This window comes from Leptospira inadai serovar Lyme str. 10, from assembly GCF_000243675.2.
In the GTDB taxonomy this organism is placed as follows: domain Bacteria; phylum Spirochaetota; class Leptospiria; order Leptospirales; family Leptospiraceae; genus Leptospira_B; species Leptospira_B inadai.
In genome coordinates, this window is the sequence record NZ_AHMM02000024.1 from 188953 (window position 1) to 207855 (window position 18903).

The window sequence follows — 18903 nt, forward strand, 5'->3', positions numbered from 1 at the left end:
ATGAAATTGATCCCGAACGTTTCTATATAAGGAGAAAAAGTCACCTATGTGGATGATTCGTAGATTCGGATTGTTTGCGATAACAAACCTCGCAGTGATAGCAACGATCGCATTCTTAATAAGAATTACCGGTCTCGCCAGCTATCTGGAAAAATCGGGTATTTCGTACGGAGGATTGCTTCTTTTCTGCACGATATGGGGGATGGGCGGTGCATTTATTTCACTCTTCATTTCCAAATTTACCGCTAAAATGTCGATGGGAGTCGAGATTATAGATCCTCGTACGGCGACAGGATGGCAAAGAGATTTGGTCGCACGAGTCAAAAGACTCGCAGACGCGGCTGGTTTACCGATGCCGGAAGTCGGCTATTATCAGTCTCCGGAAATAAACGCTTTTGCAACCGGACCTAGTCGATCTAGCGCTCTTGTGGCAGTTTCTACCGGACTTTTAAACGGAATGGATAGCGGAGAAATCGACGGAGTTCTCGGACACGAACTGTCTCACGTAGCAAACGGAGACATGGTAACCATGACCCTCGTACAAGGAGTCGTGAACTCGTTCGTGTTTTTCTTTGCTTGGATTGTGAGCACTTTAATTGCATCCCAACTCAGTAGGAACGATGACGATCGCGGGGGCGGAGGCTTCTTTATGCGATTTATGATTCAACAAGTACTCGTAATGGTATTCGGATTATTGGGTTCCATCGTGGTCGCGTATGTTTCCAGAGCACGAGAATACCGCGCGGATGCCGGCGGGGCAAAATTAGCCGGTAGAAGCAATATGATTGCCGCACTCGAAAGGCTCAAAGCCGCTTTTACCGTGGACCCCGTGGATCAAAGAGGGGAATCGATCGCAACTCTTAAGATATCCAATCGCGCAGGTGGATTCGCTTCCCTGTTTGCAACCCACCCGCCTTTAGAGGAAAGAATCGCCGCTTTGCGAGCAAAAGCATATTAAAATCAGGTTGATAGCCGCCCTAAATAAGGGCGGTTTCATCAAAAAAGAATTGTTCCCGCGCTTCCGAAGATTGGAATAGGACTTCGAGCCTATGTCCATCGTTAAATCAAAAATTCGCACCATTCCCGATTATCCTAAAAAAGGAATCCTTTTTCGCGATATCACGTCTCTCTTATTGGATCCGGAAGGTTTAGCACTTACTATCGGAACCTTTGTGGACAGGTATTCCAACCAAGGAATTACGAAAGTTGCGGGAATCGAAGCTCGAGGTTTTATAATCGGTGCTCCCGTCGCTTTTCAATTGGGAGCCGGGTTTATTCCGATTCGGAAAAAGGGAAAACTGCCGGCGGAAACCGTAGCCCAAGAATACGATCTTGAATACGGAAAGGATATCATTGAAATTCATAAGGATTCGGTTTTTCCGGGCGATAAAATTCTGCTTATGGACGATCTAATTGCGACCGGAGGAACCATGATCGCGGCGACGAAACTTCTACAGCGTTTAGGCGCAGTGGTTAGCGAAGCAGGCGTAATTATCGACCTACCCGATTTGGGAGGGGCTTCCAAATTGAAAAAAGAGTTAGGAGTCGATGTCTATTCTATCTGCGAATTCGAAGGCCATTGAAGTTTGATGCCTATTTTTAAAGCTGCATTCGTTTCTTTTATTTTTTTCGTAGTTTCGCTGCCTTCCTTTGCGGAGGCAAAAACGGACTTTGATAGCGTCCGGAAAGCGGTGGTTCAAATCAAAGTTTATTCCCAAGCGATTAATCCTTATTCCCCGTGGACGACCGATGGAGTACGTGCAAGCTCAGGAACCGGTTTTCTAATCGGAAAAAAGCGAATTCTTACGAACGCTCATGTGGTTTCGAACGCAAAATTCATTCAAGTACAACGCTATAATCAAACCGAGTGGTATCGGGTAAAGATCCTCTTCATCGCTCATGATTGCGACCTAGCCCTTCTGGAAGCGGAAGACGGGCAATTCTATAAGGATTCCCACGATCTAGAGCTGGGAGAAATCCCCGAACTGAATTCTCCGCTAATCGTCGTAGGTTATCCGATCGGCGGGAACAAAGTTTCCGTAACTAGGGGGATCGTATCCAGGAAGGAACAATCGGAATACTCCCATTCTTCCGTCGACAGTCATCTCGTTCTTCAAGTAGACGCGGCAATCAATCCGGGCAATTCGGGAGGCCCGGCGATTCAGGACGATAAAGTGGTAGGCGTTGCCTTTCAAGTGGCAACCAAAGGCGAGAACATCGGATATCTGATTCCAACGAACGTTATCCGACATTTCTTAGTGGATATCGAGGACGGAACGTACGACGGCTATGTCGAACTCGGGATCAGTTTTTTAAATTCCTTCAATGTTTCCCTTCGTAAAGCGAAAGGGATCCCCGACGGTCTGGAAGGTGTATTCGTCACTCGGATCCTTCCTCACGGTTCCGCCGACGGATATTTGCAGGAAGGAGATTATCTCACCGAGATCGACGGAAGTCCGATCGGCAGAAACGGAACCACCACTCTGGATAAGGACGCAAGAGTCGATTTTACGGAGAACGTCGATAACAAGCACGCAGGAGATCGAATTAAATTCAAGGTATTTCGCGGAGGAAAGCTCATCGATATTTCCTTTGAAGCTAAAAGAATGCCCGACTTCGATTTTATGAGAAATCGTTACGACGCTCCCTACGACTATGCGATGATCGGCGGCCTACTCTTCCAAGAAATGTCTCAGGATCTTTTAGCTACCTGGAGTCGTGCAGGAAGCACTTCGGGCGGTAGCCAATTTCTATACAGGTATAAGTATTTCATCGCGGATAGAATCAATCGTTATAAGAAGGCGGACGTAATCCTGTACAGAAAACTAGCCCACCCTGTGAATTCATCCTCCGATTATTTTCTCAATTTGGTGATCGAGTCCGTCAACGGAACCCCCGTGAATAGTTTGGAGGATTTGAAAAAAATTCTATCTTCGACGAAGGATCGTTACTTGCGATTGAAATTTCTGGATGTGGAACTCCCTTTAATTTTAGATCGGAACGAAGCGGAAACCGCCGATCGTCAAATCCGTTCCACGTATGGGTTGGAGTAACACATTGAAATTCCGTATTTTATCGGTTATTTTTGCGGTATTCTTTTCTTCCATGATCGCGGAGGCTAAATCCGGGAAATCCTCCAAAGTCGCGACGACCAAAAAAGTTCATGAGTTAAAGACATCCGTTTCAAACACCTCCAACAAAACTAAGCCGGAAGAGGAATTCGAAAGGAGCATAGTTCAGATCAAAGTTTCCTTTCAGGAACCGGATTATATTTCACCTTGGAAGAAAAAAAATCCGCGAGTTCGCCGAGGAGTCGGAATCGTCGTCGATGGGGATAAAATTTTATTACCCGCTCAAATTCTGCAGTACTCGACTTTAGTAGAAATTAAAAAATTCTCTTCCTATGCGGATACTAAAGCCACGATCTTTCGAATCGATCCCGAAACAAACCTGGCCCTACTTAAAGTCGATGAAAAAGGCTTCTTTCAAGATTTGAAGCCTTTGGAATTTCAAACAAGCATCTCCTATCCCAAGCAAATCTCCATTTACCAATTGGATAATTCCGGATCCATCCAGAGCGCAACCGGGGCCTTGCTTAGCCTGGACCTGGACCTCTATCCGCAGGGCCAAATCGAGCTCCCGATTCTAGATGTTAACTCGACGGAAACCTTGAACGGGAACGGAGAAGTCATCGTTGAAAATGGAAAAGTCGGCGGAATCTTATTCGATTTTAGCGGCGATAAAAACGCAGGCAGGGCGATTCCTTCGTTTTTAATCCGTAAATTTCTAGGAGTTTCCGGAAATTCACAAATCGCTTATAAAGGATTTCGGCATCGCCCGGTAACCGACGAAGCGACAAAGACGTATTACGGAATCAACGGAAAGAACGAGGGCATCCTTGTAGCGGAAATTCTTCCCGGCAGTTCGGCAGATGGGGTTTTGAAACCGGGAGATGTGATCCTGGAATTCGGCGGCAAGAAAATCGATTCCAAGGGATATTTTGAACATCCGACCTATGGTAAGCAGGTTCTTTCCTTTATCGCGCATATCGGCGATGAATTCGGGTACGAAGTCGGTAAAAAAATTCCGGTCAGTATCCTAAGGGAAAAAAAGAAAATGGAAGTAAACCTTCCGCTAAAACCGTTCCCCTATTCTTCGATCAGAATTCCCCATCGCGATCCCTCCAATCGACCCGATTTTTATTTGGACGGCGGCTTTCTTTTCATAGATCTTTCGGAAAATTATCTGCTCGAGTGGGGAAAGGACTGGAGATCGCGAATCGACAAAAAGCTTTTATATCTGTACGATTATCATAAGTTCAGATCATCGGGCGACAACGAAGGTAGAATCGTACTATTATCACAGGTGGTCCCCGACGAATCCAATAACGGTTATCACGAAGTTTTTGCGCGAATTCTCGAATCGGTAGAAGGAGTTCCCGTTCTTTCCGTAAAGGATCTTATGCGAAAAGTGAAGGAGTCCAAAAAGAATTTCATTTCTTTATTATTAGATGACGGAACCGAAGTGATTCTTAACAAAGCGGAGCTTGCAAATACGAACGCTAGAATCAACGCGCAATACAAAATTCCGTTATCTACGATGGGGGAGCGAAAATAATTCTCACCAGATACTATTCGTCATGGGCTTGGCGATAAACGCAATCTTAACGAAAAATAAGATCAAGACGATACCGCAAATTCCCCAATAGTGCCAAGCCGAAAGTCGATCGTCTTCCTCCTGCCAAAGAATCAGCAGCGGGATGGAAACGGTAAACATACGAGAAATGTTTTCGTACGTAGCCCAGTATAGAATATAGCCCGCCGAGAATATCGAAAACATAGTAATCGCAAAACCGAATCGAAACGGGAACCCCTTTTTCCAGTCTCCCCGGAAAAGAAGGGTACAACCGCTCAAAAACAAAAGAAGAAGGGGAAATCTGGAAAACTTTTTGGCGATAGAGCGAAACAATCCGCTATCGAGAGAAACGGATCCGAGTATCAGGCCGTACATCTCTTTCAAATAACCGATGATTCCGCCTAATGGATCGAAAAATTCCGCGAAACGAGTCGGTGTAGCTTCGGGAAATTTTAATTTTAAAAATAAATTCCAAAGACCGGGAAGAACGAGACTAGAGAGGATCCATAGGCTGCGACGAAAGTCTTTCTTAAGAAGCGAATCGACGCCCAGTGGAAAAAGTAGAAACAGCGCCTGCTCTTTCGTAAGAAGCGCCAGTCCGCCTAACAGCGAGAATAATAGGAATCGTTCCTTTTTGTAAGCCCAGTACGCAAGCACGAGAAGACCGACTAAAATCGTGTCCGAAACTAAAAGGATGTAACTACCGAGGGCAAAAGGGGAAAACAAATAACCGACGGAGAGAATCTTTTGGCGATCCGGTAACAAATCGCGAATCGCCAAAAAGGAAAGGATCATAAAAAATATAGGAAGGAAGTACATCCCGAAAATCGTTCCGTGCGGCCCGATCCATCCGAATGGAGCAGCCAATAACGGGTACCCGATCCGAGGTGCCCTTACGCTCGTCTCGAAACCATTGGGCCAATCCAAGGCGAACCCCGAGATCATTCGAGAATAGAAATAGAAGATTTGGCCGTCATATCCGGCTCCTAAGTTTCCTTCCTCCCCTTGAAAGACGATCGCGCCCTTCGGCACCTGTCGGGGATTTAAGTCGCAGTATTCCTTTCCGAAATTAATTTGAGATGTCGGGTTCCAATCGTATTTTTTCCAAACTAGCAGGGAAGAAAGCGAGTACATGAAAATAAAAAGGAGAATAAGAGCATTTTGATTTTCTAATAGTCCGAAAATTTTTCGATAAAATTTCTCCGAGAATAATAGAAACTTATTTTCACGCGAATCTTCCTGCACCTTTCGATCCCCTTATTTCTCCGCGTGAATTTCTTCGGCGATCCAGGATGAGAACGTTTCCGTCGAGGTTCGAGCGGCGGAATACGTCAGATGATGCGGATCCAGAAAATCCCTTTTATCCCTCGCCACGTCTCTAGCATCCCGGAACGAATAATGTTTCGAACCCAGTGACCGTAAATACGACAGGTATCCTTTATACCAGGGGCTGTTTTCATATACGACTCTCTCGATCGGGTTCTCGGCGGAATTCACGATCATCACCTTAATTCCTTGGTCTTCCAGATACCGGACTCCTTTTTTGAGATATTCCAATTCGGACCAGGTAAAGAACCCTTTAGAACCGCCTAGTTTTTCCTTTGCGATTCTGATCACTTTTAAACGGGTTAATGCCGACTCCGCATCCTCGTTCCGGTAAATTCTTTTCTCATAATCTTCCGCATATGCGTCGTCATTCAGATCCGCGATCCTGGAGTCGTCTATTCCGGGAATTCTCGTATAGGAGATATTACTTCCGATCTCTTTACGACAAAAATTCTGAGATAATCGGATTCCGTATATCTCCTCCGTCCCGAAAATTCTTCTATCGACTTCGTTGGAAGAGACTGGTTTATCCGTTTCGAACCGAAGTGAAATCTTACCCATCGTTCCCGGAAACTCCAAATCTAAATTGGACCATCCCGCTTTTTCGAATGTCTTATCGAATATTAAAGTCTCCTCGGGCCTCTCCTGGAAGATTCTTACACGGGTTTTTTCATGCTGCAGAAAGATGCTTTCTTTAAAATGGCCGTCCTTCGTTTCGCAATCGATATGAAATTTAGGCCTGGTCCAACCTCTCAAATAAATTCCTTCGTTCGGCAGAATTCCCGTATAATAATGATACGATCGACCGCTGCGAAAATGGTGTTCGATGAAAGAGTCAAACGGATCATATACGAAACTTCGATACCGAGTTAAAAGAAATAAGGATCTGGATAAAAGCCCTAGAAATTGGGGTTTTCCTAATTCCAAAATTTTAAAACTATTGTCGCTCAAAAACTCCGCCGGATATAGGATTCGGTTTTGATGCCTGCCGGTGCTGAAATCTATAAATAAGCGGTTTTCGTCGAATCCTACCGACATATCCGGTTTTCCGGATTCCAGTTCGTCTTCTCCGACTAAGTAATCCAATTGAAAATCGGCCGGGTTCAGAACGTAGAAAACGAGTTCGGGTTTTTTGGATGCGATGTCTTTTCGATAGAAATAGAAATCGGATGGAGTGAGGGCCGGATGCGCGTAAAATTCCGCTTTTACTTTTTTGGAAGAATCGCTTCCGTTCTTTTGAAAATGCGCGGTAATCATTTCCGGAAACACGGAATATAAAGCGACACTGCTCCCGACGACCAAAACCCCGTCCTCATCCTCTTTGAATCGGATCCTATTTCTTTTCTCCAAGAAGTTAAACCAAGGCGATGTGTCCCATTCCAATTCGTTCGGAAAATGAAATAAAACAAAAGGGAAAACGATCCTATCTAAAAAGGAAAAAAATGCAAGGAACGCGATGCTCAATCCGAGCACGCGTAGTTTGAAAAATCTTTCAGTCATTTGCCGGTTAGGTTACATTCGGAGCAAACCCCATAAAGAATAATCTCATGGGAGTCTACGCGAAATCCTTTGGGTAAGTTTTCGATCGGGAAAGGACAAACTTCCACATCGAACACTCGATCGCATCTGATACAGTGAAAATGATGGTGGTGATCCAAATGGCTCGTTTCGAAACGAGAAGATTCTCCGGGAAGCTTTATCTCGTGAATTTTTTCGGATTCCAATAGGTTATGTACGGTCCGGTAGACCGTCGCTATTCCGATATTCTTTACCGTGATTTTAGAAAGGTCGTAGATTTCCTTTACGGAAAGAGGACCTTTCGCATCCTGAATCACACGAAAAATTTCCTCTTTTTGTTTTGTCTTCCGAGACGCGGCTTTCTTATCTTCGTTCATTTGGGGATCCCAAGTAAACCGGGAATACAATTTATGATAAATTTTCGAGCAAAAGGAAGAATTCTTTCCGCTCTTGCCAATTTATCGGGACGGATTTTCGAGTTCTTCCTCCATCCGAATTTCCCAATCAGGAAACGGATCCGAAAAGGATTCCCAACCGCTCGGACCGTAAGAAAATTCTTCCGCGGTGACGAGACAACCGTCTAGTAAGCTTGTGATTTCTTCGTGGTCCATGTCAACTCCGATTAGCACGATTTCCTGCCTCCGATCCCCGTACGGTTCCTGCCATTGCGATAGGATTTCCTTTTCCGCATCTTTTTCGGGCCATTCCGATCGAGGAGTAGCTGCCCACCAGAGTCCCGCGTTTTCAGTTCTACAGGCACCTCCCGCTTGAGACCATCCGCCTACCCAATCCGGTCGAGTGGCCAACCAAAAAAATCCTTTGGAACGGATTACTCCGGGCCATTCCTCCTGCAGGATGTCCCAAAACCTATGAGGATGAAACGGCCTTCTTGCACGGTATACAAAGGAACTAACTCCGAACTCTTCCGTCTCCGGTAGATGTTCTCCCCTAAGCTCTTTTAACCAACCCGGAGCCTCCGCCGCTTTTAAAAAATCGAATCGGCCAGTATTTAAAATAAGCTTTGGGTCCACTTTCCCTTCTCGTACGGGAATTATGAGAGCGTCCGGGTTCAGGCGTTTCAGAATAGAGGCCAGATTGAGTAACTCCTCCTGCGAAACCAAATCCGTCTTATTGATCAGAAGAACGTTTGCGAATTCCACTTGCTCGATTAAAAGATCAACGATTGTTCTCGTATCTTCCTCGTTCGCGGCTAAATCTCGGTCGGAAAGATCTTCGGACGAGGAATAATCCTTTAGAAAATTCCAAGCATCGATGACCGTCACCATCGTATCCAAATCCGCGATTTGGGAGAGGGAAAAACCGGATTCGTCTTCGAACGTAAAGGTTTCCGCCACCGGAAGCGGTTCGGCAATGCCTGTGGATTCGATGAGCAGGTAATCGAATTTACCGTCTTTGGCCAGCTTAGAGATTTCGTTTAATAAATCTTCTCGCAACGTACAGCAGATACAACCGTTGGAAAGTTCGACCAAAGTTTCTTCCGTACGGGATAGCTGAGCCCCCCCGGATTTTATCAGGTTCGCATCGATATTCACTTCGCTCATATCGTTTACGATGACTGCAACTTTGAGACCTTCGCGATTTTTTAAAATGTGATTTAATACGGTGGTTTTTCCGGAACCCAGGAATCCAGATAGGACCGTAACTGGAAGTCGGCGAGAAACTAGCATGAATTTTAGCGTTTCGAAGATCCTATTTTTGTCAACTATTAATGATAATTAATTATCATTAATTTCCGAGATTTCACTCCGTCCGATCTAAGGTGGGAACTCCGAATCCGCCGCCTAACTCCGTAAATTCGTGTTTCCAGGAAAGCCTTGGTCGTTACGGTTCAGTTATGAGAGGAGTTGCGATTCTTCTAGGAATCATTTCAATCGGATGCTTATTTTCTACAAAATCGGGATTGCCGATCCGGACTCCGGCCGGAAAAACATTGGGTTATTATCCGGTGGAAACTCGATGGATCGGATTTGACCAAGCCCCGTCGCTCCGAGATCTCTCTTCGTTTCAGAAAGTGGAAATCTTGGAATTTCCGCTTTCGAATCTTTCCTCTCTGGAGGAGTTACCGCAACTCCCCCGCCTTCGGTATATCAATCTTAGCGGTACAAGCGTCCGCGATTTCAAACCGTTAGAAAAGCAACCCAAGCTGGATTCAATTATCCTTAACGGAAACCCGATAGCGGATATCGATATAGCGACGTATTCTGGTTGGAATCGACTCACTCGAATCGAACTTTCTAACACCAAGGTTTCTAGGCTTGAATTTCTGGGCTTCGGATGCGCTGTAAGACATTTAGAGCTTCGAAATACTTCCGTTTCCGATCTTCGACCTTTGGCAAACTGTTTGCAACTAAGGGAATTGTATCTTCAGGGAACCAAAGTTTCGAATCTTGCTCCGTTATACGGATTAAACGAACTCATGCATTTACAATTGGACCGGACTTCCGTCGCCGACGAAGAAATCAGCGGTCTCCGAAAGAAATTACCATATCTAAAAATCTTTCCCGGAATGCGCAAAATTCTAAGTTCCGAAACCGGATTAGATAGATAAAAGCCGGTTTATTCATAGGCCAGAGGCGAGGCCTCTCCCGGATTCGTGTATAAAATAAGATCGCCGCCGGAAATACTTAATCCGTCGGCCTGAATTTCTCCCGTAGTTTCCACCGTTATCAAAGATGTCAGGCTTCGTCTTTTTCCATCCGGTTTTTCTAATACAACTGCAGCGCCTTTCCGAACCTTGGAAAGACGCATTCCCCAAATTTCCAAAATTCCTCGTTTTGCGAACAATACGACGGCCGCAACTCGATTCGGAGCGGAGGAGGCGGATCTTCCCAGTTGGATTCCTTCCTCCTCGCCTTCGGGTCCCGGAATTAAACGGATTTGATTCTGCCCCGACTTCCATATTAGAAATTCAAAATGGTCGCACTCGTAGGCCCGAGTCAATGTCCAACGATCTCCGCTTCCTTTGCTAGTGAACATTCTGCAAAGTTTCGGTCGGAAACGGTATCCTCTTCCCTTAGGATCGGCGACGAGTTTCCCTTCGAATCTAGTTTCTTCCCAATTCTTGGCTTCGGTGACTGAGAGCTGGCTGAGCAAAAATTCGGGCCGTCCTCTTTTTGTATTCAGGTAAATTTGTCTTATATAGAATCCAGTCGAGATACTTTGTATCTTAGAAAAATATTCTCCATCTTCCGGCAAGGTAGTAATCCCTTCGGGGTAATCCATCGAGTCCGAACGATCTATAGGAGAAGGACGAAAGGAACATTGGAAAGAAAACAAAGAGATAAGAAATAAATTTCCACAGAAGGAAAAAAATTTCCAACGAGAAAAAATCGAAAAGTCCAATGCGACTTGCTCCAACAATAATGTCTTTCCTAATTGACTCTAAGATAGGGCTCAAGCGAGTAAAGCAGATTCCTATCTGGGACGACGACTATCAATGAACAGGTTCTATAATCGAGAACCGGCGCTAGTTCCGAACCGACCGCCACTGGAAGTCGGCTTCGTAAGACTGCTGCGTCCGTTCACTTTCATTCTACTAGTTTCGTCCTGCGTCAATTTTTGTACCGCTTTTATCCACTCGAAATCGGAACATTCCGAATATTCCCCGGCGATTAGTCAACTTTTGTCCTTAGTTGCTTCTTCTCCCAATTGCAACGGTGACGGCGCATTCTGGGCGAGAGATCTAGTATCGAACACATCCTATTGCACTCAGACGAATCTCGTGGCTTCCGGGCAATATATTAACGTTTACGCAGAACCTTCTTTGATAAATGCATTAAATTATCAGAATATAGCGACGGAATTCGATACTCGGATACACCCTAGGTTGGAAGCGGCTTTCGGCGTTCCCAACGATCTGGATAAGAACGGAAAGGTGACGATTTTAGTACTCGATATCCGAGACGGAAGTTCGCCGGGTGGGTCATTTGTAGCGGGATATTTCGACCCGGCCGATTATTATCCCGATTCGCTTACATCCCGGATCCGATCCAATTTCCGGGACATGTTATATTTGGATGGGGTACAATTAGTGGCCCTAAGAAATAGAGATATGGCCAACGGAAAACCGGACACGTTTTTAGCGACGATGTCCCACGAATACCAACACTTGGTTCGCTTTCAATACGAGGCGATCGCTTTGGCCCAAGGAGGAAATCGAGACGAAACTTGGATTAACGAAGGAACCAGCGAAGTCGCATCCGATATAGCCGGATACTCCCCTCAAACGGCCAGAATCAATTGTTACCGGGGAAATATTCCCGGAGCTTGCGCAAGAGGAGTCAATGGCTCTTCGATTTTCGGTTCCGCACATTACAATTCGGTCGTCGATTACGCGTTTTCCTATCCGTTTATGAAATACGTATATCTTTCTTCAGGCGATACTACTGCGGAGCGGGATCTCTTCTTCAAGGCTAGTGTACAGGGAACTGCGGGGGTTCGCGCGGTCGACGCGACCAGTTTGTTCGAAATATTTCGAAGAACTTCTAAGGCCTACTCGACTCAAGACCCTGTTGTGGGCTCTCTAGGACCGACATCGGGAGACACATTCCGCAGGATATTCGCCGCCTTCCTATGGCAGTCCATCGGAGATACGTCCCCCGATACGGTTCAAGCCGGCACGGATACGATCGGGGCGGATGCACTTCGGCAATCGATCGACTCGATCATTACCCGATTTCCGTTTGTCGGAGCGAATCAAGATGGAATAGAACTGCAAGGTTTATACACTCCGAGCAGACTACCGGAGATTGTCCCCTTACCTACATTGAATCCGGGCCAATTTCAGCTCGTAAAATTGTACCAAGAAAATGTGAATGCTTCGCCGGGATTGTTTTTAATGAAGAAAAATTTTAACGGAAGCGATTATTCGATTCAGATAAATACCGAACCATACAGAGCGGGAGGTATTTCTTTTTCATACGGAAGGACGAATGCATCAGGGGATGGACAAGGAATCCAATTACCGGATTCGGATACCCCGAACCCGATCTGCCCTCATGATTTCTTAAAAGTGAATTCGGTTCCCGCCAAATTTCCGGGATTCTCCCAATAAAAGATTAAGGCGTTCCGGAAAGTAATCCCCGAAATTCTCCCATTCTTTCTTCTGCCGCTTTTTGAGCCGATTCGATGGACTGGTTTACGGCCTGCTTTATACTTTTCTGTAATAGTTTTTTGTCGTTCTTTGCCAACAACTCGTCTTCGATTCGGACTTCCTGCACTACGAGTTTTCCGTCCGATATGCATGTAACCAAATCGTTCTTGGATTTTCCTTCGAAAGATAATGCTTGCAGTTCTTTTTCCAGACGCTTCATTCGAACGCGCATCTGGTTCATCTGTTTTAGATTCTCTAAGTTCTTTCCGCCGAACATTCAATCCCTCTTCGTCCCGGAATTTCCGGTTTTCATGAAAGGATTTTTAGCCTCTCCTAGTAAGCAAGTCTTTCTCCGAAGATCATGAATGTTCTTCGGCATCCCTCTTGCGATCGATTCGCTCTTCTATGATTCTAAACAAACTCCCTTCGGGATAATTACCCGGCTTCGACATCTTTCCCGCCGGAGCGCCGAAAATTTCCGGAATCAAATCTTCGACATGAGAACAAGAAACGATTTGAAATTTCCCTTTTTGCATCGAATGCAGTATTTCTCTAGGTAAATTCAGATCCCGCACATTATCTTTCGGGATATAGACAGTGTACCTTTCGCTGGGAGATCCGCTCAACTTTGTGACGTCATACCAAGCCTGTATTTTCGTATTCACGGAACCTACCGGTAGGATATCCCCGTACTGGGAGAGAGCCCCGGTTACCGCTATATTACAAGGGATCTCAAGACCGGAAAGAGCCGATAGAAGCGCCAAGAGTTCCGCACAACTTGCGGAATCTCCGTCGATGGGAGAGCTATTTTGTTCGAACAAAATAGAAGCGTCTAAACCGAATGACTGAATATGCGAAAACATTCCTTTTATATAGGATTGTAAAATGAATACCCCTTTATCATGGAGATCACCGGAAAGATTTACTTCTCTTTCGATATTGATTAGGTTTCCGGTACCTAAGGAAACCCTTGCAGAAACTTGGTTTACTTGCCCAAAATCCAACAAAGACGACTGTAATAAGATCACGGATAATCCGTTGATACGCCCGGTTTTTTTCCCTTTCAACGGGACGGCAATCAATCCCTCTTTAATATTCTCGATATATTTACGTTTATGAATGGCGGTTCGTTTTTGGATTTCCTCCGGCGCGCGTTCTATCTGAATTCGGCTCACCGCTCTCTGACCTTTTTTACTGAGAGCGAGAACCTCCGTTACAAAGGAACGTAATTCGGATAAATGTAAGGACAATCTTCTTTGGCTATCGTTCCAGCGCAGCGCCAGCTCTAAGAGGGCGTCCAAGGCGCTTTGATCCATCGGAGGATAGCCGGGTTTTTCCCAAGATTTGACCAACCCGGAGAATACCGGTAGCCAAGCGGCAGTCAGATTGATTTCGTACGGCATATGAATTTTGAAATCGAAACTGCCGTAAAAATCCGGATCTAATTGGGAAATGGCATCTACTTCCGTCTCTTCTCCGATTAAAATGAGCCGAAATCTAGATTGAATGCTCGGGTAAAATCGATTGATATGCCGGGAATCAGGCCCTTCCGGTAGGGAAAGAAAATCTATCTTTCCGGTTAAAAGAACTCCTTTTAAAAAATAATATAAATCGGGATCTTCCACTAACGGACGTAGCGGCAAAAGTAAAAGCCCCCCATCGGCCTCGGCGATTCGTCCCGCACGATATTTGTCCGAATTGGGGAAGCCGGCCAAGGATAATAGAGTCGGCGTTGGCTCCGCGATTACCGGCCGATTCTTTCCGATATCGGAAAGGTAATGAGCGAATTGCAAAAGGTTCGATTCTATCTCCGGACCGGTGATTAAAATATGCCGAAAAAGCTCCGGATTTTCAAGCGCTTGGTGAAAGGTTCTCACCTCTTCTTTATGGAAGACTAGGAAGTCGGGTAATCCTTTTAGCTGTTTCGGTTTAGGCGCTTTAAATTTAGTCTGAGCCTGAGCGGGAAGAACTTTGCGTAACACTTCCCCCATACTCTCTTTACTAGGAGATTTGCTCAATAAAAATAAGCGATCCGGCGCGTAGGATCCGTACGGATATTCTAGAGAAGTAACATCGCATCACCATAGGAAAAGAACCGAAATCCGTTTTTTACCGCGTAACGATAAGCGGATAATACACGCTCTTTACCTGCAAACGCGCAAACGAGAAGAAGCAAACTACTTTCCGGCAAATGAAAATTCGTGATTAACCCGTCGCAGCTCGATATCCGATCCCCGGGCTGTAGGAATAATCGAGTCGTATCTTCTCCGGCTCGAAATCGCCTCGTTTGCGGATCGTAAGAGGATTCCAGAGCTCGAAGAGTCGTAGTTCCTACGGAGACGATTCTTCTTCCGGCTTCCTTGGCGGAATTCAGAATTTCGGAGACCTCCGTGGAAATAAAGTACGACTCTTCATGCAGCTTCTTCTCCCGAAAATGTTCCTGCGAAAGGGGTTGAAACGTCCCGTAACCGACTCTCAATTCCAGTTCCACAAAATCGATTCCTGCATTTCTGATTTCGCTTAGCAATTCCGTCGTGAAGTGCAATCCTGCGGTGGGTGCTGCGACGGAACCTAAATTCTTAGCGTAGACCGTTTGATAACGAATCGAATCTTCTTCGGAACTTTCCCGTTTGAAATACGGAGGAATCGGGATCTTTCCGATACTTTCAAAATCTTCCTCGCGAAAATCGGACGTACATTTCAAAAAAGTGAATTCTTCCTCCTTATTTAGTACGATGAATTCCAACGAGGCCGATTCCTCCGCTACTAACGGAGTTCCTTCCTTTAACTTTTTGGAGTTTCGAATCAACGCCTTCCAAATATTATCGTTTCCTCCGGAAAGAAACAATGCCTCGTGCCTGCGTCCGGAAATCGTTTTTAGATAAACTCTACGTTTACTGACTCGAGCGGTGTTTGCAATAAGGACATCCCCCTTCTTGAGATGGTTTCTGACGGAAGCGAATGAAACTTCCTCGAGTAAGGTATCTTCTTTCCGATCAAGAACTAGGAGCCGACTCTCGTCACGGCGAGAGGAAGGATGCTTTGCAATTTGGTTTTCCGGAAGATCGAAGGAGAACTCGGAAAGATCCTGGATTTCCATAGTTCCAAAAAAAACCGAAGAGACTTGAAGAAAACCGATTTTTCTCTCCGGTTCGGACGGCAACCGAGAATCGTTATTTTGTTGGCTTTTCGAGGCTTCCGGAAAAGAGTACCTGAATGCGGATCGATCTCCGAAAAAGGGGGCCCCTGCTCCTTTTTATAACCCTGCTCGCGTATCTCCTATTAAACGGGCTGAGTCACGTATCCCAAGACACTGACTTTAAAGATTATTTCGAAGCTTCTAAAAATTTTAGAATCCAGAAAGATCTGTATGATCTTGACGTCTTAGAAGAACTGACGAAGGAATTAAAATCCGGAAAGCTAAACTTAAACGATATTCTGAAACCCGAAATTTTTCTACGTCTACAGGCTAAAATGGATAATGTAGGCGCCTATATTTATCCTCCTACGTTCGCATTTTTATTAATTCCTCTTTCTTTTTCAGAATATGAAGTTTCATCCGCGGTGTTCTTTTGTCTTAACTTCGGAGCTCTCGTTGCGAGTCTTTTGCTGATCGGAAAATTCTTAAAAAGAGACGGGCAATTCCTGTTTCTCACCGCAGTCGTTCTACTGTGTTTTCGATTTATCGAAAATCACCAAAACAACAACCAAGTCGGCTTCATTCTGATTTTCTTAATTCTTTCCTCCGTTACGGTTAAAAAAGATTGGTTGGCCGGACTACTGCTTGCGCTTGCAATCGTGATTAAAATAACTCCTGCGGTTTTTCTCTTCTATTTTTTGGTTAAAAGAAGATATTCCGTTCTATTCTATGCGCTAGGCTTCGGGGCATTATGGGCATTTCTTCCGGCTTTCTTCGAGCCTTCCTTTACCTGGAATATGAATCAAACCTGGTACGAACTCGTTTTAGAGAAATACCTAAAATCTCCGGCAATTCGGGCTTGGAAAAATAACCAAAGCTTAAGTTCCACTTTGGCGAAATATTTCCTGCAATATGCGGATATCATGAACCAAGGCCGATTCGGAATGCCGTTGGTCGAACTTACCTTAAATCAAATCAAATGGATCGGAAATATTCTTTCCATAGGAATAGCCGCGCCGTATTTATATCGGGCTTACAAGGGCGCCTCCGACGGTTTTCTGTTATCCGGACTCTTTTTCTTTTCCGTATTATTTAGCGGAATTTCCTGGATTCACGCATTCGTATTCCTGCTTTTTCCGACGGCGTTTGCTCTTTCCGGCTTTTGGCCTAGGACGGAAAGATTTCCGAATCGCGAGGAATGGAAATCCTTATTCGGCAAAAATAAGTCGGTAGGCACGTATCTAATTCTTTCTTTTGCGGTTTTACTTCTCAATCGAGCTATTATCGGCTCTGCCGCGGAGGAATTGCTGATGATGTTTTCCTTTTTATTTTACATTTCCGTAATTCAGTATTTCTGCATCTTTTTTATCGAGTCCAAAAACAATTCGGATCCGAAGTCGATTTAGCCAACAGATGATTGTTAAAGATTCTTTAAAATATAAACCTAGGATTGCGGTGGATGTTAGGCCTTTAGCTTACGGAATCAACGGAAATTCCCGTTACCTCGCGGAAATTCTCCAGCGAGTTTTGAATGAAAATTCCCCCTTAGAATACTATCTCTATTCCAATAAACCCGTTCATCCGGTATTTCATGAAATAACCAAGAAGGCCCCCGTTTTCATTCCTAGTCGACTACCGGGACTTTTTTGGTTGAATCTCAGTATGCCGTCCGCGTTTCGCGAACATAGGATCGATATTTTTTGGGGAACTCTCCAACTATTACCGATATTCGGTCGAAACATCCCGATGGCGGTTAATTATCACGATCTAAATTTTCATTCGGCGCCGGAGACGATGACCACCGCTAATTATTGGCAGCATCGATTTTTTTCTCCGCTGACTCTGAAACGGGCTGATAAAATATTTTGTCTCTCCAAGAATACTCAAAGAGAGATCGCGGAATTTTTACCGAGTGTTGCGGGTAAATTGCAAGTGGTATATCCCGGTGCCCAAGGATTTGAAAACGTCGTTCCCCCGAATAAAATCCTACCGAAAAATTTCCTTTTTTCCGTCGGAACGCTGGAGCCTAGGAAAAATTTAAATACCTTGCTGGAAGCATATCGAACTCTGAAAAGGAAAAATCTCGATTATCCGTTCTCCCTGGTTCTCGCCGGACGCCTGGGCTGGAAATCGGAAGGTCTGACCGAAATTCTTAGAAACGGCTCGCTCGAATCCGAAGGGATTTTTTTTATCGAGAATCCCAGCGACGGGGAATTGGGTTGGTTATACAAAAATTGTTCCTATTTTATGTTTCCATCCCTGCACGAGGGTTTCGGCCTCCCTCTTTTAGAAGCAATCCAAGAAGAAAAACCTTGCATCGCCTCGGATATTCCGGTTTTTCACGAGGTCTTAGATTCGCAGATCGACCTTTTCGTACCTCCGAAAGATACGGAAGCATGGATCAAAGCGATGTTGGAAGCCGGAGATAGAGGGGTTCGATTGCGGGACGGTAAGTCGAGGAAATGGTCCTGGGATTCCACCGCGCAAGAAGTGGAGGAAGGTCTTGTGACACTCTGGAAAAATAGAAAAAGAAAACCGGGGAAGATAGAGGAATAAGGGTATGAGTAGTACGAAAATTCCGGAGAAAAAACTTTCACCTTGGTGGGAGTGGGCTCAGGCCCCTAACAACGAACGAGATAAGAAAAGGGTTTCTTTAAAACTTCGTAAAAATCCGATCCCCGCAATACTATCTATAGGAATATATGCAGGATTTCTAAATTTGATTCTACCGTTTAGGGAAATCATCGCTACTTGGTTGTTTAAGTTCGTGGAATTCCTTCAAATTCCTAAAGTATTGAAACTGCAGTTACTTTTGGATCCGCAACTTTACAAGTATTCTGCCCTAGTTATCGTCGGTTATATAGCGTTTGCCTTCTTCTTGGATTTGGTTCGTTTTTTGGATAAGAATCTATTCAATAACCTATATTGGGAGGGAGCCAGACTCAAACTTACCCGAAGAGGCTGGTTAGGAGGAGAATCCGTTCGTTGGGAACCGAATCAATCAGGATTACAAATTCTGCATAAAGGCGGAGTCTTACGCAGGCTATTAGGTCTGGAAAAACTCGTATTTTTTCTGCAACCTCCGGGCGCAGACGTTTCTTTAATCGCGGAGTCGCCTTATTTCTCTTCCCGCAAAAATTCGGAGTTCTTGAAAGAGCTGTTTCATTCCTAG

General features: G+C 45.0%; 17 protein-coding genes. 9 read left to right on the forward strand and 8 right to left on the reverse strand.

Annotated elements, in window-relative coordinates; all coding sequences use genetic code 11:
• Window positions 1-46: 46 nt before the first annotated feature.
• From htpX to LEP1GSC047_RS14760, 4 genes are all read left to right on the forward strand, one after another.
• Complete coding sequence (htpX, locus tag LEP1GSC047_RS14745) at window positions 47-958, forward strand: protease HtpX (protein WP_010409668.1); 912 nt, start codon at window positions 47-49, stop codon at window positions 956-958.
• A 91-nt stretch (window positions 959-1049) separates the two neighbouring features.
• Window positions 1050-1583 carry an adenine phosphoribosyltransferase gene (locus tag LEP1GSC047_RS14750; protein ID WP_010409670.1) on the forward strand — a complete coding sequence of 178 codons (534 nt, stop codon included), beginning with the start codon at window positions 1050-1052 and terminating at the stop codon, window positions 1581-1583.
• Between the two features lie 6 nt (window positions 1584-1589).
• Window positions 1590-3053, forward strand: coding sequence for a S1C family serine protease (locus LEP1GSC047_RS14755; protein WP_010409673.1), 1464 nt, complete (start codon window positions 1590-1592; stop codon window positions 3051-3053).
• Window positions 3040-4617 carry a S1C family serine protease gene (locus tag LEP1GSC047_RS14760; protein ID WP_373364529.1) on the forward strand — a complete coding sequence of 526 codons (1578 nt, stop codon included), beginning with the start codon at window positions 3040-3042 and terminating at the stop codon, window positions 4615-4617. Before LEP1GSC047_RS14755 ends, LEP1GSC047_RS14760 begins: the two co-directional genes overlap by 14 nt.
• A 3-nt stretch (window positions 4618-4620) precedes the next feature.
• Here LEP1GSC047_RS14760 and LEP1GSC047_RS14765 read toward each other — a convergent pair whose 3' ends face one another.
• The 4 genes from LEP1GSC047_RS14765 to zigA form a co-directional block, all read right to left on the reverse strand.
• Window positions 4621-5880: an AZOBR_p60025 family cell surface glycopolymer formation protein gene (locus tag LEP1GSC047_RS14765; protein ID WP_010409679.1), complete on the reverse strand. Its 1260-nt coding sequence runs from the start codon at window positions 5878-5880 to the stop codon at window positions 4621-4623.
• A 12-nt stretch (window positions 5881-5892) separates the two neighbouring features.
• Complete coding sequence (locus LEP1GSC047_RS14770; protein ID WP_010409681.1) at window positions 5893-7461, reverse strand: hypothetical protein; 1569 nt, start codon at window positions 7459-7461, stop codon at window positions 5893-5895.
• Window positions 7458-7856 carry a Fur family transcriptional regulator gene (locus tag LEP1GSC047_RS14775; RefSeq protein ID WP_020988941.1) on the reverse strand — a complete coding sequence of 133 codons (399 nt, stop codon included), beginning with the start codon at window positions 7854-7856 and terminating at the stop codon, window positions 7458-7460. Before LEP1GSC047_RS14775 ends, LEP1GSC047_RS14770 begins: the two co-directional genes overlap by 4 nt.
• A gap of 81 nt (window positions 7857-7937) precedes the next feature.
• Window positions 7938-9167 carry a zinc metallochaperone GTPase ZigA gene (gene zigA / locus LEP1GSC047_RS14780; RefSeq protein ID WP_010409687.1) on the reverse strand — a complete coding sequence of 410 codons (1230 nt, stop codon included), beginning with the start codon at window positions 9165-9167 and terminating at the stop codon, window positions 7938-7940.
• A 167-nt stretch (window positions 9168-9334) separates the two neighbouring features.
• On the opposite strand from zigA, the gene LEP1GSC047_RS14785 reads away from it, so the two are divergent.
• Window positions 9335-10048: a leucine-rich repeat domain-containing protein gene (locus LEP1GSC047_RS14785; protein WP_020988916.1), complete on the forward strand. Its 714-nt coding sequence runs from the start codon at window positions 9335-9337 to the stop codon at window positions 10046-10048.
• A gap of 8 nt (window positions 10049-10056) precedes the next feature.
• On the opposite strand, the gene LEP1GSC047_RS14790 is transcribed toward LEP1GSC047_RS14785, so the two are convergent.
• Window positions 10057-10722: a hypothetical protein gene (locus LEP1GSC047_RS14790; protein ID WP_238325596.1), complete on the reverse strand. Its 666-nt coding sequence runs from the start codon at window positions 10720-10722 to the stop codon at window positions 10057-10059.
• 214 nt (window positions 10723-10936) lie between these two features.
• Between LEP1GSC047_RS14790 and LEP1GSC047_RS14795 the strand changes: the two genes are divergently transcribed.
• Window positions 10937-12553 (forward strand): hypothetical protein, encoded by a 1617-nt coding sequence (locus LEP1GSC047_RS14795; RefSeq protein WP_010409696.1) that lies wholly within the window; start codon window positions 10937-10939, stop codon window positions 12551-12553.
• Window positions 12554-12557: 4 nt separating this feature from the next.
• On the opposite strand, the gene LEP1GSC047_RS14800 is transcribed toward LEP1GSC047_RS14795, so the two are convergent.
• The 3 genes from LEP1GSC047_RS14800 to queA form a co-directional block, all read right to left on the reverse strand.
• The gene (locus LEP1GSC047_RS14800) at window positions 12558-12869 is read right to left on the reverse strand and encodes a YbaB/EbfC family nucleoid-associated protein (RefSeq protein ID WP_010409699.1); all 312 of its coding nucleotides are present in this window, start codon (window positions 12867-12869) and stop codon (window positions 12558-12560) included.
• 82 nt (window positions 12870-12951) lie between these two features.
• Entirely contained in the window at window positions 12952-14574 is a 1623-nt protein-coding gene (locus LEP1GSC047_RS14805; RefSeq protein WP_039935280.1) for a S16 family serine protease, read from the reverse strand.
• A 77-nt stretch (window positions 14575-14651) separates the two neighbouring features.
• On the reverse strand, window positions 14652-15692 hold the full coding sequence (gene queA / locus LEP1GSC047_RS14810) for a tRNA preQ1(34) S-adenosylmethionine ribosyltransferase-isomerase QueA (protein ID WP_039935282.1): 1041 nt from the start codon (window positions 15690-15692) through the stop codon (window positions 14652-14654).
• A gap of 116 nt (window positions 15693-15808) precedes the next feature.
• On the opposite strand from queA, the gene LEP1GSC047_RS14815 reads away from it, so the two are divergent.
• Genes LEP1GSC047_RS14815 through LEP1GSC047_RS14825 form a run of 3 tightly spaced genes read left to right on the forward strand, consistent with a single transcriptional unit; the run spans window position 15809 to window position 18903 of the window.
• Window positions 15809-17137 (forward strand): glycosyltransferase family 87 protein, encoded by a 1329-nt coding sequence (locus LEP1GSC047_RS14815; RefSeq protein WP_010409708.1) that lies wholly within the window; start codon window positions 15809-15811, stop codon window positions 17135-17137.
• 7 nt (window positions 17138-17144) lie between these two features.
• Window positions 17145-18287, forward strand: a complete 1143-nt coding sequence (locus LEP1GSC047_RS14820; RefSeq protein WP_010409711.1) for a glycosyltransferase family 4 protein — start codon at window positions 17145-17147, stop codon at window positions 18285-18287.
• Window positions 18288-18291: 4 nt separating this feature from the next.
• Window positions 18292-18903 carry an LIC20162 family protein gene (locus LEP1GSC047_RS14825; RefSeq protein ID WP_010409714.1) on the forward strand — a complete coding sequence of 204 codons (612 nt, stop codon included), beginning with the start codon at window positions 18292-18294 and terminating at the stop codon, window positions 18901-18903.

What these genes read in the sequence shown, in the direction of transcription:
- LEP1GSC047_RS14825 (WP_010409714.1), top strand. Translation starts at nt 18,292, where the DNA reads ATGAGTAGTACGAAAATTCCGGAGAAAAAACTTTCACCTTGGTGGGAG.
- LEP1GSC047_RS14815 (WP_010409708.1), top strand. Translation starts at nt 15,809, where the DNA reads ATGCGGATCGATCTCCGAAAAAGGGGGCCCCTGCTCCTTTTTATAACC.
- LEP1GSC047_RS14790 (WP_238325596.1), bottom strand. Translation starts at nt 10,722, where the DNA reads ATGGATTACCCCGAAGGGATTACTACCTTGCCGGAAGATGGAGAATAT.
- LEP1GSC047_RS14820 (WP_010409711.1), top strand. Translation starts at nt 17,145, where the DNA reads ATGATTGTTAAAGATTCTTTAAAATATAAACCTAGGATTGCGGTGGAT.
- htpX (WP_010409668.1), top strand. Translation starts at nt 47, where the DNA reads ATGTGGATGATTCGTAGATTCGGATTGTTTGCGATAACAAACCTCGCA.
- zigA (WP_010409687.1), bottom strand. Translation starts at nt 9,167, where the DNA reads ATGCTAGTTTCTCGCCGACTTCCAGTTACGGTCCTATCTGGATTCCTG.
- queA (WP_039935282.1), bottom strand. Translation starts at nt 15,692, where the DNA reads ATGGAAATCCAGGATCTTTCCGAGTTCTCCTTCGATCTTCCGGAAAAC.
- LEP1GSC047_RS14760 (WP_373364529.1), top strand. Translation starts at nt 3,040, where the DNA reads ATGGGTTGGAGTAACACATTGAAATTCCGTATTTTATCGGTTATTTTT.
- LEP1GSC047_RS14800 (WP_010409699.1), bottom strand. Translation starts at nt 12,869, where the DNA reads ATGTTCGGCGGAAAGAACTTAGAGAATCTAAAACAGATGAACCAGATG.
- LEP1GSC047_RS14775 (WP_020988941.1), bottom strand. Translation starts at nt 7,856, where the DNA reads ATGAACGAAGATAAGAAAGCCGCGTCTCGGAAGACAAAACAAAAAGAG.
- LEP1GSC047_RS14785 (WP_020988916.1), top strand. Translation starts at nt 9,335, where the DNA reads ATGAGAGGAGTTGCGATTCTTCTAGGAATCATTTCAATCGGATGCTTA.
- LEP1GSC047_RS14750 (WP_010409670.1), top strand. Translation starts at nt 1,050, where the DNA reads ATGTCCATCGTTAAATCAAAAATTCGCACCATTCCCGATTATCCTAAA.
- LEP1GSC047_RS14755 (WP_010409673.1), top strand. Translation starts at nt 1,590, where the DNA reads ATGCCTATTTTTAAAGCTGCATTCGTTTCTTTTATTTTTTTCGTAGTT.
- LEP1GSC047_RS14795 (WP_010409696.1), top strand. Translation starts at nt 10,937, where the DNA reads ATGAACAGGTTCTATAATCGAGAACCGGCGCTAGTTCCGAACCGACCG.
- LEP1GSC047_RS14770 (WP_010409681.1), bottom strand. Translation starts at nt 7,461, where the DNA reads ATGACTGAAAGATTTTTCAAACTACGCGTGCTCGGATTGAGCATCGCG.